We start from the raw sequence: 13,604 nt of genomic DNA on the forward strand, positions 1-13,604 counted from the left end.
TGAAATAGAAGACCAACCGAGCAGGCAATGCGCGGGTCCGCTGTTCCCGACGCCAATACTGGTCAATGACCCGATCGACCAACTCCACCGGAAACGTCCGAGTCAGCACACCAACCGCAGCTCGGTCGGCCAGACCGCCGCCCTCGCGCACACCCAACCCAAGATCCACCACCGCAGGCTACAGCCCCGCCATGACCTAACCGACCGGCATTGGGGCTAGCCCGCGATGTGCCGGGAGATCAGCGACACGAGCCGCGGGCCACAGCGCGGCGGGGAGGTCGTGCCCCATGCCCTCGATCACGACCAGTTCGGCCCCCGGGATGGCCGCGGCCGTGGCCCGACCGCCGCTGGGGTGGCACATCCGGTCGGCACCGCCGTGGATGACCAGCGTGCGCGCGGTGATCGTCCGGAGCCGCGCGGTCCGGCCGCCGGAGACCACGTACGCGACGGCCTGCCGCGCGCTGCCGAGACCCAGTGCGTCGACCGGCCCGAGGCGTTGGTAGCAGAGGTCGATCCCGGCACCGACGGAAACGGTCTTGAACTCACCCACGGCATTCCCCATCCCAGCTCGCTGGGATGGGGAATGCCACCGGGGAGAATGAATCGCAAACCGGGGAACTGTCTTTGCCATTTCAGTTTAGCAGCCGTGGGCCCGCCGCGCCAGAATGGCCGCGACGGGCCTACGCTCGCCTCAGCGGAACTCGCCCCAGATTTCGGAGATGGAACCGCCACTGGGGAAGCTCACACCGGAGTAAAGACCAGCCGTCACCCACGGGCCGTATTCGATCGAGCAGCCGCTGCGGCAGTACTTGACCCTGATCCGGTACTCACCCGGGATGCCGCTGCAGATGAGCGAGGCGAAGGTCGAGTTGTTCGTGTAGACGCTGCACGGGTCGAGCGCCGCCTGGGCGGTGACCTGCGTGGTCACCGCGCCTGCGGCGTCCGCCACCGTCGTGGCGCTCGCCGTACCCGCCAGGCCCAGGATCGAGCCCGCGACCCCGATGACCGCCGCCATCCTCGTGATTGCGCGCACTGCCGCCTCCTTGTAGCAAGTGGTTGGTCGCTGTTCAGACAAAACAACGGGGCGCACTGAACCGGTCGGCAATAATGCGTTAGCCCCCAGTTCCCCGACCGCATCGAATTGCCTTCATCGGACAGTAACGAGCCTTTCGCAGGCATGTCAAAGGCTTCACGCTCGGTGGAATACTACGACGTTCGGCCGATACCCGACCGCCAAAAACGCGCGGCCGTCGAGTCAGTCGGCCGCTAAACAATCGCGAGCAGCGCGCCGAAAACCCCGGCACCCAGCAACGCCGCCACGACACCGCGGCGGAACACCAGCAGCCACAGGACCGCCGCGACCAGCACGCCGAGTTGCCACCGGTGCGCCAGCGCCAGGCCGAGGGGTACCGCGGAGCCCGCGATGGCGCCGATCGCCGCCGCGCCCGCGCCGGTCAGGAACGCCTGGGCCCGCTCGTTGTCCCGGAGCCGGTCCAGCCGGGGGCCGCCCACCAGCACGAACGCGAAGGACGGGGCGAAGGCGATGGTCGCGGCGAGCAGGCCGCCGCGTAGCCCACGACCGCGACCGTCTGGACCACCGGGCCGGGGGTGATCTGCCCGAGCGCCACCGCGTTGAGGAACTGCCCGTCGGTCATCCAGCCGTAGGTGTGGACCGCGTCCTCGCGCATCAGCGGGATGATCACGAAGCCGCCGCCGTAGGACAGCGCGCCGACCTTCGCCGCCACCCACGCCAGTCCTCCGACGCCGCCCGCGACGGGCAGCGCGACCGGGACGGCCCACACCTTCGACACCTTCGTCGACACCTCGAGCAAACCGGCCGCCACCAGGACCAACACCAGCCACGGACCCGTCAGCACCCCGGCGACCCCAGCCGCGACGAGGTACCCGCACCACCGCGCCCGGCCGCCGACCCCGGGGCCCGCCCGCCGCCAACCGGCCGGGATCAGCCCCCAGGCCGCGTGCAGCGCGACCGCGGGCACCGCCGCGCCCGCGCCCGCCGCCGCCCCGGTCACCCACACGGGCGGGTTGTCCGCCAGGAACAGCACCGCCAGGGCCAGGATCACCACCAGCCCGGGCACGATGAAGCACGCGCCGCCCACCAGCGCCCCCACCGCACCCCGCAGCCGCCAAGCGCACAGGATCGCCAGTTGGGTCGACGCCGGGCCGGGCAGCAGGGTGGTCACCGCGATGCCGTCCTCGAACTCCCGCTCCGACAACCACTTCCGGCGGACGACGCACAGGTCGCGCAACAGGGCGATGTGCGCGGGCGGTCCGCCGAAGCCGACGCAGCCGATCCGGCCCCACTCGCGCACGATCGTGGACAGCGCCACACGGTCCTCACTGGACATGGAGCAACCGTGCCCGGTCGGGCATTGCGCACGGGTGAAGCTCCGATGACATTGGTTTGTCCGGTGACCAACGGGTACCCGAACGGGCATGGTGAGCTTTGGCTACTTCCTGTCTTGTGAGGAGTTCGGCCCGCACGACCTCGTCCGGCAGGCGCGGGCGGCCGAGCGGGCGGGCTTCGAGCGGCTGTGGATCTCCGACCACTTCCACCCGTGGAACCGCGAGCAGGGGCAGAGCCCGTTCGTGTGGTCGGTGCTCGGCGCGCTGTCGGAGGCGACGCGGCTGCCGGTCACCACTGCGGTGACCTGCCCGACCACGCGCATCCACCCGGCCGTCGTCGCACAAGCGGCGGCGACCACCGCCGTGCAGTTCGAGGGGCGGTTCACGCTGGGCGTCGGCAGCGGTGAGGCGCTCAACGAGCACGTGCTCGGCGACCGGTGGCCACCCGCCGACGTGCGGCTCGCCATGCTGGAGGAGGCCGTCGAGCTGATCCGCGCACTGCACCGCGGCGACGAGGTCACCTACCACGGCAACCACTTCACCGTGGAGAACGCGCGGATCTACACACGGCCCGACGCGCCCGTGCCGATCTACGTGTCCGGGTTCGGTCCCAAGGCCGCACGGCTCGCGGGCCGGGTCGGCGACGGGTTCGCGTGCACCAAGCCGGACAGCGGGCTGGTGCGCGCGTTCCGCGAGGCGGGCGGCGGCGACCGGCCCGCTCAAGGGGGACTCAAGTTCTGCCACGCCGCGACCACCGCCGAGGGCGTGCGGACCGCGCACCGGCTGTGGGCGAACTCCGCGCTGCCGGGCGAACTCGCGCAGGTCCTGCCGACACCGCGCCACTTCGAGCAGGCTTCGGAGCTGGTGACACCGGACATGGTCGCGCGCAGTGTGCCGTGCGGGCCGGACCCGGAGCCGTACGCGACCGCGATCCGCGGCTACGTCGACGCCGGGTACGACGAGGTCTACGTCCAGCAGATCGGGCCGGACCAGGACGCCTTCTTCGAGTTCTGGCGCCGCGAGCTGGGGCAGATGGCGGAGCAGGTCGTGCGCGAGGCGCCGCTGTCGGTGTGAACCGCCGGCAACACCGGTACCCGGTTTGGTCTAGACCATGCTGGACCGGTCCAAGCACACTCGGGCAGATGACACGCAGAATCGCGTTGTTCGTCAGCGTCGTGCTCGCCCTGTTCGCGGTGCCCGTGGTGGCGACCGCCGCGCAGGCACCGGGCTTCCCCGACGAGCTGCGGCTGCCGGACGGCTTCCGCCCCGAGGGCATCGCCATCGGGCGGTGGCCGGTGGCCTACTTCGGATCCCTGGCCGACGGCCGCATCCACCAGATCGACCTGCGCACGGGCACGGGCAGGCAGCTGAGCCCGCCCGCGGGCGGGCCGTCGGTGGGGCTCAAGGTGGACACCGACCACAACCGCCTGTTCGTCGCGGGCGGCACCGGCGGCGAGGTCCGCGTCATCGACACCCACGACGGCAAAGTCCTGGCCCGCTACAAGGTCCCCACCACCGGCGCGTTCCTCAACGACGTCACCATCGCCCGGGACGCGGTGTGGTTCACCGACTCCAACAACGCCTCGCTGTACGAGCTCCCGTTGGGCCCCAAGGGAGAACTCCCGGACGCGAGCAAGCCCCTCACCACCCTCCCCCTGACCGGCGACTGGCAGAACGTACCGAACTCGTTCAACGGCAACGGAATCGTCACCACCCCGGACGGAAAGGCCCTGATAGTAGGCCAAACCGCCACGGGCAAACTGTTCCGCGTGGACCCGGCCACGGGCGCGGCGAAGACCGTCGACATCGGCACCCAGACCGTCACCGGCAACGACGGCCAACTCCGCCTGGGCCGAGACCTGTACGTCATGGAGAACGGCCGCGGCACGATCGCCAAAATTGCCCTCTCACCCGACGGCACCACCGGCACCCTCCAACGAAGGCTGAGCGACTACCGCTTCGACACCGCCACCACCATCGCCAACTACGGCGAGAGCCTGTACGCGGTCAACGCCCGCTTCAGCACCCCACCAACCCCAACCACCACCTACACCGCGGTGTCCGTGCCGCGCTTCTAGAAGCCAGGGTGGGTCCACCCACGCCCGGGCGGACCCACCCGGTCACCCGCCTCCAACTACCCCTGCCAGCGCCCGGACTCCACGTGTCCTCCCCTGCCGGCAGCCAAGCGGTAGCTGGGATGCGCCGGAGATAGGGCGGGACACCGCCGTACTCGCGCACGCATCGCGAGAACAGCAGCGGACCCGTTGGGTTCTGCCTTCAACTCGCGCTCGCAGGTGAATGGCGGACCGGCGATCTTGCTCCACTCAGCGATCGCGGAGGCCACCAAGTCCAGCGGCACCCGACTGTCCCCTGCCACCGCCCGGACTCCGGGCAGCCCCCGCCCTTCCCCTGGGGGACAGCCCTGCTCCAGTCTATCGGCGGAGCAGGGCGGAGCACGGGGTGGCGAAATCCTGTGGATGCGGACGAGGCATGGGGATAACCCGCGCCAGCGGTGGGGGTTGGCTCGATCGACTTGCGGTCAGCCCGCCAGTTCGATGGTGACCGGGACCGCGCTGCCCAGCGTGTGGCCCACCGGTGAGCTGCCGATGACCTTGGCGTGCAGCGTCTCCAGTTCCTCCCGCGACGCGGGTGACGAGATCGTCACCTTCGCCGTGATGCTGTCGAACCCCGCGTGCCCCTCCGCCAGCCCCAGGAACACGCGCAGGTCGATGTCGCCCTTCAGGTCGATCCGCAGGTCGTCCAGGCGGATTCCGGCGACCGTGGCGTTGGCGGCGTAGCCGACGGCCAGGCAGTTGCCCAGCGCGCTCAGCAGTTGCTCCACCGGGTTCGCGGCGCTGTCCCCGCCGCCGAGGGCGGTGGGTTCGTCGGACGGGGTGGGGGTGAAGCCGCGGACTCGGGCTTCCGAGCGGAAACCACCCGTCCAGGTGACGTGCGCGGCCCAGGTGGTGGCGGCCTTGGTCGCGTCCGCCTGGACGGCGCCGACCAGCGCCCCCACCGCGTCGATGTCCACGTCGTTGAGCCGGACCTGGGTCGTCATGGGTCGCTCCAAAGCCTCGTCGGGGGGCGTTTCCGGCAGCCTCCCCAGCCCCGCGACCGGCCGCAAGCGCACCCGGATGGCGGGACGGGCGGCGGGGACCATCCGTGTGTGGTACACGCTTGGAGCGGTTGGACGGGGCAAGGTCTGGGTACCGTAGCGGGGTGGAGACCGACGTCACGCTCCGAGTCGATGGTGCCGAGCACGACCTCAGGATCGAACCGCGGACGACGCTGCTCGACGCGCTGCGCGAACGGGTGGGCAACACCAGCCCCAAGCGCGGCTGCGACCACGGGCAATGCGGGTCCTGCACGGTCCTGGTCGGCGGCAGACGCGTGCTGAGCTGCCTCACCCTCGCCGTCCGCTGCCACTTGGCCGAGGTGACGACCGCGCGCGGCCTCGGCCAGAGCGGGCCGCACCCCGTGCAACAGGCGTTCCTCGACCACGACGGCTTCCAGTGCGGTTTCTGCACCCCCGGCCAGATCTGCTCCGCCGTCGGCATGCTTTCCGAGTTCTCCCAAGGACACCCCAGCCACGCGAGCGCGGACGTGGCCGCCGAGCCCGACCTGACGGAGTCCGAGGTGGCGGAGCGGATGAGCGGGAACCTCTGCCGCTGCGGCGCGTACGCCAACATCGTGCCCGCGCTGCTGGACGTGGCGGGCGGGTCATGACGCCCTTCGACTACCGCGTGCCGACCAGCGCGGGCGCCGCGGTCGACACCGTCGCCGCCAACCCGGCGGCCGTGTTCCTGGCGGGCGGCACCAACCTCCTCGACCACCTCAAGCTCGGCGTCGCCGAACCGGAGGTCGTGGTCGACGTCAACGCCGTGACCTCGGACGAGATCCGCGACGATGACGGCGGCGGTCTGTGGATCGGCGCGGCCGTGCGCAACAGCGACCTGGCCGCCGACCGCCGGATCCGCACCCGGTACCCGGCGGTCGCGGAGGCGTTGCTGTCCGGCGCGTCGGGGCAGCTGCGGAACATGGCGACGGCAGCCGGGAACCCGTTGCAGCGCACCAGGTGCGTGTACTTCCAGGACACCACGACCCCGTGCAACAAGCGGGAGCCGGGCACGGGCTGCTCCGCCGTCGGCGGCTACACGCGCTACCACGCGGTCCTGGGCGCGTCCGACCAGTGCGTGGCCACGCACCCGTCGGACCTGGCCGTGGCGCTGGCCGCGTTCGACGCCGAGGTTCAGGTGCTGGGCACCGGGGGCACTCGGGTGATCCCGTTCGTCGACCTGCACCGCCTACCCGGCGACGCCCCGGAGCGCGACACCGTGCTGGAGCGCGGCGACCTGGTCACCGCGATCACCCTGCCCGCGCTGCCGATCGCCGCGAAGTCCCGCTACCGCAAGGTCCGCGACCGCGCGTCGTTCGCGTTCGCCTTGGTCTCCGTCGCGGCGGCGCTGGAAGTCGAGGACGGCATCGTGCGCGACGCCCGCATCGCACTCGGTGGAGTCGCGCACAAACCTTGGCGGGCGACCAATGCCGAGGAGGCGCTGCGCGGCATGCCCGCGGACGAGGACAGCTACCGCAGGGCCGCGCGGCTCGAACTCGCCGACGCGCGGGCCGTGGCTGGGCTGGACGGCGGCAACGCGTTCAAGATCCCGTTGGTCGCGCGAACGCTCGTGGCCGTGTTGCGCGAGCTGGGAGGTGCGCGGTGACAACGCTTTCCGACCGCCAGGCGATCGGCCGTGACCTGGTCCGCCGCGAGGGCGGCCTGAAGGTCACCGGCACCGCGCCGTACGCGGACGACGCCGAAGTGGACAGTCCGGTGTTCTGCCGGTTGCTGCTCTCCCCCACCGCCCGGGGCCGGGTGACCGGCATCGAGGTACCGGAAGTCCCGGGCCTGCTGACCGTACTGCGCGCGGGCTCGGCGGAGAAGTTGACGTCCACTGGGGACGATGAGCTGGCCGTCCTGCAGGACACCTCGATCGCCTTCCGTGGCCAGATCATCGGCGCGGTGATCGCCGAGACCTCCGAGGCGGCAAGGGAAGCGGCGCGGCTCGCGCGCGTCGCGTGCACCGAGGAACCGCAGGACACCGCGTTCTCCCCCGACCGCGACGACCTCTACAAGCCGGAGAAGGTCAACGCGGGCTACCCCACCGACACCGCGCAGGGCGATCTCGACGCGGCCATGCGCACGGCCGACGTCACGGTCGAACGCACGTACACCACCGCGACGTACCACAACAACCCGATGGAGCCACATTCGACAACAGCGTTGTGGGACGGGGAGAACCTGCTGCTGTGGGAATCCACGCAGGGCGTGCACCCCGTGCGGGAGACCGTGACGGAGGTGTTCGGGCTGGCGCCGGAGCGGGTGCGGGTCGTGTCGCCGCACGTCGGCGGCGGGTTCGGCTCGAAGGGCGCCGCGCACGCCAACGTCATCGTCGCCGCCATGGCCGCCCGCGCGCTCCCCGGCAGGCCGGTGCGGCTGGCGCTGACCCGGCGGGAGATGTTCTCGCTGGTCGGCTACCGCACCCGGACCGTGATGCGGACCCGGCTGGCGTCGTCGGCGGACGGGGTGCTGTCCGGGGTCGGCATGGACGTGGTCGCGCCGACGTCGAAGGTGACCGAGTTCGCCGAGCAGGCCGGTGTGCCCACCAGGATGATGTACGCCGCGCCGCACCGGGCCACCTCGCACCGGCTGGCCGCGCTGGACGTGCCGGTGCCGACGTGGATGCGCGCGCCCGGCGAGTGCCCCGGCATGTTCGGCAACGAGGTCGCGATGGACGAGCTGGCCGAGGAGTTGGGCGTCGACCCGATCGAGCTGCGGGTCCGCAACGAGCCCGCGGTCGACCCGGCGTCGGGCAAGCCGTACTCGAGCCGGGGCCTGGTGGCGTGCCTGCGCTCCGGCGCGGAGCGGTTCGGCTGGTCGGGCAGGCGCCGCCACCGGGTCGGGGACTGGCTGGTGGGCACCGGGGTCGCGTCATCGGTGTACCCGGCGTTCCGCATGCCGCACTCGACCGCCCACCTGCGCTACGCCGACGGCCGGTACGTGGTGTCGATCGGGGCCGCCGACCTGGGCACCGGCACGTGGACCGCGCTGGCCCAGATCGCGGCGGACGGCCTCGGCGTGCCGGTGGAGCTGGTGGAGGCCCGGATCGGCGACACCGACCAGCCGTACGCGTCGGTGGCGGGTGGTTCGTCGGGGATCTCGACCTGGGGTTCGGCCATCGTCGAGGCGGCGCGCGCGTTCCGCGAGAAGCACGGCACGGAACCCCCGGACGGCGCGGAGGCCACCGGCGAGATCGGCTCGAACCCCGCCCAGGGCCAGTACGCGATGTACGCCTTCGGCGCGCAGTTCGCCGAGGTCCACGTCCACGCCGACACCGGCGAGATCCGCGTGCCGAGGCTGTTCGGCATGTTCGCCGCGGGCCGCATCGTCAACCCGCGCACGGCCCGCTCCCAGCTGATCGGCGGCATGACCATGGGCCTGTCCATGGCCCTGCACGAGACCAGCGTCCTGGACCCGCGCTTCGGCCACGTGGTGACCCAGGACTTCGCCGACTACCACGTCGCCACCTGCGCCGACGCCTACCGCGTGGAGGCGGACTGGATCGACGAACACGACCGGCACGTGAACCCGATGGGCACGAAGGGCATCGGCGAGATCGGCATCGTGGGCACGGCCGCCGCCATCGTCAACGCCGCCCACCACGCGACCGGCGCCCGCATCCGGGACCTGCCACTGACCCTCGACAAGCTCCTACCCCACCTGCCGTGAACGCCGCGGTCGGAAACAGAGTTTTGAATACCAAGACACCTTGCCGTGTCCACGATTTGGCCAGTTTTTCGGCGGAATTCTTCTAAATTCCAGCCTTGCCAGGCATAAGCCGACCAATGCGGCCTCTTGTGGCGACGGCACGAACGTAACAATCCTACGCTACCCACGATGTAACTCCTCGGGACACTCCGGGGAGGCCACCGTGACCGACATACCGACACGGCTCCCCGACCCCGTTGCCTTCGCCGAAACAATCGGGTTTCTGCTGCTCACCGCCCGCGAGGAGGCCGATCTCCCCCGGCACGCGGTGGCGAAGAAACTGGCCGTGCCGGTGGACCCCACGACACTCAGGACCTACGAGTACGGGTTGCGCAGAATTCCGGCCGCGCGATTCGTCATGCTGTGCCAGGCGTTGGAGGTGTCCCCGGGCAGGATTCTGGCCCTCGCGCTGCGACGGCTCTCAGGTGGGCCGGAACCCACACTCCGCATCGATTTCACCGCACTACTGGCGGACCCGGACATTCCCGGGGAGGTGCGGGAGTGGGCGGAGGATGTCCATTCGCGACGGGCCGCGGTCGACGAGGTGCGGTTCACCGAAGTGCGCGGCATGGCGATGGCCGCACAGCGCGACATCGTCGACCTGCTGTCGACCCTCTGGCAATACACGGCCGAACGAAGCGATGCCTGATGTCCATCCACAGTGGACCAGACTGGGAGCGCGAGTTCACCAGGCGGCTGGGCGCCGAGATCATGACAGCCCGACAGGCCCGCGGCTGGAACCGGAGCACCTTGGCCACGGCGCTCGCCTCCACCGGAGAGAAGAGCATAAGGTTCTACGAGCAAGGCAGGCGCCGGTGTTCGCTCTACCGACTCCTGGAGATCTGCGACGTCCTCGACGTGTCGGCGCCCGACCTCCTCGACCGCGCGACACCTCAGCCTTTTAGCGGCTGAGCAGCTATTTCCACTACTTCTTCTTCCAGGTTCGCCAGTAGTCGGCGTCACGGGATACCACACTGCGAGATGTGACCTGATCGGACTTCCGCGCCGCCGCAGGCACCACGCTCGGGTTCAGCCGTACGTGCGAAGGTAAACTCGCCATTCGATAGGCCTTTCGTGTCCGCCGTGCGACAAGTGGACACAGGATAGCCCCACGCTTCACCTCATCGAGTGACAGGGGGCCACAGAAGGTCTTCTTGCTGGTCAGGCAACTAGATAGGCGAGCAGTCGCGCTCTACATGGACCGTCCCGGCGGGAATAGCCCAGCACCCCTGGGAAGCCTACCGGGATTCGCCCAGCTTCTCCCTGAGCCGGTCCAGGGCAGGGGCGACGCCGAGCTGGGTGCAGAGCTGCCGGGCCCACTCGTAGTTGGCGACCGCCGCCGCCCGGTCACCCAGGGCCAGCTCCGTGTCGCCGAGCAGTTCGGCCGCGACCGCCAGGTAGCACACATCCCCGGCACCGCGCAGCAGGTCCACCGCCGTACGGCACAGGTCGCGCGCCCGCTCGTACTCGCCGGTGCGGTAGTGGATGCGCGCGATGACCGTGTGGCACCGCGCGGTGAGAGGTAGGTGCGCCTGCTCGTACGCGAGGTTGCGCGCGGTCGCCGCCAGTTCGTGGGCGTCGGACAACCGCCCCTGTGCCAGGTGGATGCGGGCGAGACCGAGGATGGCGCAGGCCCGCACGGGCCGGTTCCCCGTGCGCTCGGCGTCGTGCTGGGCAGCGCGGAGGTGGTCCGCGGCCGCCGCCAGGTCCCCCTGCTCCAGCCGCGTGTCCCCCAGCCCGTACCGCGACCACGTCACCATTTCCTGGTCCCGGGCCGCCAGCGCGCTGGCCAGGCACTCCTGGTACAGCTCGGCCGCGCGCGGGTAATCACCCGTCTGGATCTCCAGCCGGGCCAGTTGGTGCAGGGTGCGGCGCGTCCCCGGCTCGATGCCGAAGAGCCTGCTCAGGCGCATGGACTCGCGGAAGGCGCGGCGGGCGGCCTCGAACCTGCCCATGCTGGTGAGCACCGTGCCGAGGTCGTGCAGGGTGGAGGCGAGGCCGTCCTCGTCACCCAGTTCCTGGGTGGACCGGACGGCGTGCAGCAGCACCACCCGGGTCTGCTCGTGCCTGCCGACGCTGTCCAGGTAGCTCTGCAACGACTGGGCGAGGCGCCAGCACTGCTGGTGGAAGCCCCGGTCCACCGCGTACCCGACCGCGGCGACCAGGGTCTCCCGCTCACGCGCGAACCACCGTCCCGCCTCGGCCGCGTCGGCCAGGTCCACCGGCGGGTTGTCCCGCCCGGGGGTCAGCAGCGGGGGCGGCGCGCTCTGCTCGGGCTGGTACAGGGTGTGCGCGGCGACCGCCGACACCAGCAGGTGCTCGAGGACCCGCTGGTCGGCGGCGCGCAGGTCCGCCGGGGACTCGTCGCGGCCCGCCCGGTGCTTGCCGAAGTCGCGGACCAAGGCGTGCAGGCGGTAGTGCCCCAGGTCATCGGGCTGGCCGACCAGGCTGTTGTCCACCAGCACGTCCAGGCTGGCGCGGGTGCGCCCCGGCCCGCGGTCGTCGATGGCGATCGCGGCCGCCAGCGAGACCTCCCACCCGGGTGCCCGGCTGATCAGCCGGAACAGCCGCCGTTCCGGCTCCGCCAGCTCCCGGTAGGAGCCGAGGAAGGTCGCGTTGAGGTCCGGCTCGGTCCCGTACCGGTCGCCGAGGGTCCGGGTGAACTCCGCCACCGACACCCCGGGCCGGGCCGCGACCCCGTCGCCCATCAGCACGATGGCCAGCGGCAGGCCGCCGCTGCGCCGGACCAGCTCCGCGCAGGCGTCCGCCTCCCGCTCCGCCCGGGCGCCGATGATGCCCGCGAGCAACCGCCGCGCGTCGGCCGCGGTCATCGTGGGCAGGTTGACCCGTACCGCGCCGAAGCGGGTGAGGCCCTTCAACCGCTGCCTGCCGACCAGGACCACGGTGCCCGCGGTGAACAGGGAGAACAACTCGTCGAGCTGGAGCGCGGCGGAGACGTTGTCGAGGACGAGCAGGACCGTCTTGTCCGCCAGGAGTTCGCCCAGCCGCTGGCGGCGGGCCACCAGCGGCAACGCCTCCAGCGCCGTCCAGTCCAGTTTGGCCAGCAACTCGTTGACCACGCCCTCCTCGTCGCGCGCCTGGCCGCACAGGTCGACGTAGAAGGCGTGGGTGAACCGCTTCCTGAGCGTCCAGGCCCAGTGCACCGCCAACGAGGACTTGCCGACGCCGCCCATGCCGTCGACGGTGACGACCCGGAGCGCTCGACCCTCCTGTTCGGACAGTGCGGTGTCCAGTGCGGACAGTTCGACGGCGCGGCCGACGAACCCCGGTATGTCCTGGGGCAGCTGCCACTGGCGGGGTTTCGCGGGCGCGGTACCGGGCGCCTCCGAGTGCGCGGCGTGCGCGTTGACCCGCAGGGCTTTCCACTTCTCGTCGAGGCGGGCCACGCCTTCGCGGTCGCCGTCCGCGGCCAGCACCTGGCGGATCTCGCGGTGGTAGTCCTCGGCCTCGGCCGCGCGGCCGACGCGCACCAGGGCCGCCAGCCTGCCGTCGATGAACCTCTCGTCGCCGGGGAACGTCCGCTGGACGTCCTCGATCACCGCCAGCGCGTCGTCGCACTCGTCGAGCGCCAGCATCGCCGAGACGAGCATCGCGTACACCCGCGCCGGCTCCAGCGCGGACGCCTGCGCGCGCCACCGCCGCGCCCACTGGGAATCCACGTCCGCCAGCGGTGTGCCGCGGCGCAGCAGCGGCACCGCGGCGCCGAGCAGTTCGCGGGCCTTCGTGGCCTGCCCGCCGGTCAGGCACCGGCGCGCGTGGTCGACCAGGTCCATCAGCTGGAAGGCGTCCACGTGCTCCCGCCCGACGTCGAGCCGGACCGTGGACTTGCCGCGCACGACCCGCACGCCGTCGAGCGCGGCCTCCACCTGCTTGCGGAAGCGGCTGACGTGCCCGTAGACGGTGTCCGCGACGTTGGTGGGCCGCGCCGAGGTGCTCGGCCAGGCGTACTCCAGCACGCGGTCCAGCGACAGCGCCTCCATCGGGTGCGCCAGCAGGACCGCGAGCACCGCCCTTTCCCTCGGCTTGCCCCGGGTCTGGAAAACACCATCGATGCGGATGGCCGTTTCCCCGAGCACCCCGAACACAGCGTCCACCTGCCCACCCCCGTGGCCTGTCCTCCCCTTTTTGGATAGTCGATGTTACTGACCCCAAGGGCCGAAGTCTCGAAATTTCTCAGCCGATTCGACGACTGACAGGTTTTTGACCAGCCCGGTCCGCTGGGATGTCCGCCCGCTGTCCGCGCGCTGTCCGCGGACAGCGCGATCACCATGGCGCGCACCGTTGATCGGCCGGTTCGCACCCGGAGACTCGATCTCGTTGGCAGCACGGGGAAAGAGTGGGGGTCGACATGCGTGAGGCGTGCCGGGCCGAGGGGCCGACCGAGTTCGAG

14 protein-coding genes are annotated in these 13,604 nt (G+C 71.1%); 7 read left to right on the forward strand and 7 right to left on the reverse strand.

Annotated elements, in window-relative coordinates; translation table 11 throughout:
* From CLV40_RS40635 to CLV40_RS32630, 5 genes are all read right to left on the reverse strand, one after another.
* Positions 1 to 172, reverse strand: a 172-nt coding sequence (locus CLV40_RS40635) for a transposase domain-containing protein (RefSeq protein WP_219824066.1), incomplete at its 3' end; no start/stop codon positions are given.
* A 24-nt stretch (positions 173 to 196) separates the two neighbouring features.
* The gene (locus tag CLV40_RS40445; RefSeq protein ID WP_104482869.1) at positions 197 to 550 is read right to left on the reverse strand and encodes an alpha/beta fold hydrolase; all 354 of its coding nucleotides are present in this window, start codon (positions 548 to 550) and stop codon (positions 197 to 199) included.
* Positions 551 to 691: 141 nt separating this feature from the next.
* On the reverse strand, positions 692 to 1,033 hold the full coding sequence (locus CLV40_RS32625; protein WP_146108345.1) for a hypothetical protein: 342 nt from the start codon (positions 1,031 to 1,033) through the stop codon (positions 692 to 694).
* A gap of 233 nt (positions 1,034 to 1,266) precedes the next feature.
* Entirely contained in the window at positions 1,267 to 1,518 is a 252-nt protein-coding gene (locus tag CLV40_RS40015; RefSeq protein WP_245931714.1) for a chromate transporter, read from the reverse strand.
* Positions 1,455 to 2,369, reverse strand: coding sequence for a chromate transporter (locus tag CLV40_RS32630; RefSeq protein ID WP_245931715.1), 915 nt, complete (start codon positions 2,367 to 2,369; stop codon positions 1,455 to 1,457). The genes CLV40_RS40015 and CLV40_RS32630 overlap by 64 nt, the downstream gene beginning before the upstream one ends.
* Positions 2,370 to 2,457: 88 nt before the next feature.
* Between CLV40_RS32630 and CLV40_RS32635 the strand changes: the two genes are divergently transcribed.
* On the forward strand, positions 2,458 to 3,441 hold the full coding sequence (locus CLV40_RS32635; RefSeq protein ID WP_104482871.1) for a TIGR03557 family F420-dependent LLM class oxidoreductase: 984 nt from the start codon (positions 2,458 to 2,460) through the stop codon (positions 3,439 to 3,441).
* A gap of 68 nt (positions 3,442 to 3,509) precedes the next feature.
* Positions 3,510 to 4,445 (forward strand): NHL repeat-containing protein, encoded by a 936-nt coding sequence (locus tag CLV40_RS32640; protein WP_104482872.1) that lies wholly within the window; start codon positions 3,510 to 3,512, stop codon positions 4,443 to 4,445.
* A 461-nt stretch (positions 4,446 to 4,906) separates the two neighbouring features.
* Here CLV40_RS32640 and CLV40_RS32645 read toward each other — a convergent pair whose 3' ends face one another.
* Positions 4,907 to 5,425 carry an OsmC family protein gene (locus CLV40_RS32645; protein WP_104482873.1) on the reverse strand — a complete coding sequence of 173 codons (519 nt, stop codon included), beginning with the start codon at positions 5,423 to 5,425 and terminating at the stop codon, positions 4,907 to 4,909.
* Positions 5,426 to 5,586: 161 nt separating this feature from the next.
* On the opposite strand from CLV40_RS32645, the gene CLV40_RS32650 reads away from it, so the two are divergent.
* From CLV40_RS32650 to CLV40_RS32670, 5 genes are all read left to right on the forward strand, one after another.
* Positions 5,587 to 6,093 (forward strand): 2Fe-2S iron-sulfur cluster-binding protein, encoded by a 507-nt coding sequence (locus CLV40_RS32650; RefSeq protein ID WP_104482874.1) that lies wholly within the window; start codon positions 5,587 to 5,589, stop codon positions 6,091 to 6,093.
* Positions 6,090 to 7,088, forward strand: a complete 999-nt coding sequence (locus tag CLV40_RS32655; protein ID WP_104482875.1) for an FAD binding domain-containing protein — start codon at positions 6,090 to 6,092, stop codon at positions 7,086 to 7,088. The genes CLV40_RS32650 and CLV40_RS32655 overlap by 4 nt, the downstream gene beginning before the upstream one ends.
* Positions 7,085 to 9,154, forward strand: a complete 2,070-nt coding sequence (locus CLV40_RS32660) for a xanthine dehydrogenase family protein molybdopterin-binding subunit (protein WP_104482876.1) — start codon at positions 7,085 to 7,087, stop codon at positions 9,152 to 9,154. The genes CLV40_RS32655 and CLV40_RS32660 overlap by 4 nt, the downstream gene beginning before the upstream one ends.
* Before the next feature lie 202 nt (positions 9,155 to 9,356).
* Positions 9,357 to 9,842 carry a helix-turn-helix domain-containing protein gene (locus tag CLV40_RS32665; protein WP_104482877.1) on the forward strand — a complete coding sequence of 162 codons (486 nt, stop codon included), beginning with the start codon at positions 9,357 to 9,359 and terminating at the stop codon, positions 9,840 to 9,842.
* Positions 9,842 to 10,105 carry a helix-turn-helix domain-containing protein gene (locus CLV40_RS32670; RefSeq protein ID WP_104482878.1) on the forward strand — a complete coding sequence of 88 codons (264 nt, stop codon included), beginning with the start codon at positions 9,842 to 9,844 and terminating at the stop codon, positions 10,103 to 10,105. Before CLV40_RS32665 ends, CLV40_RS32670 begins: the two co-directional genes overlap by 1 nt.
* Positions 10,106 to 10,431: 326 nt before the next feature.
* Here CLV40_RS32670 and CLV40_RS32675 read toward each other — a convergent pair whose 3' ends face one another.
* Positions 10,432 to 13,308 carry an AfsR/SARP family transcriptional regulator gene (locus CLV40_RS32675; RefSeq protein ID WP_104482879.1) on the reverse strand — a complete coding sequence of 959 codons (2,877 nt, stop codon included), beginning with the start codon at positions 13,306 to 13,308 and terminating at the stop codon, positions 10,432 to 10,434.
* Positions 13,309 to 13,604: the final 296 nt, after the last annotated feature.

This window comes from Actinokineospora auranticolor, from assembly GCF_002934265.1.
GTDB classification, from domain to species: Bacteria; Actinomycetota; Actinomycetes; order Mycobacteriales; family Pseudonocardiaceae; genus Actinokineospora; species Actinokineospora auranticolor.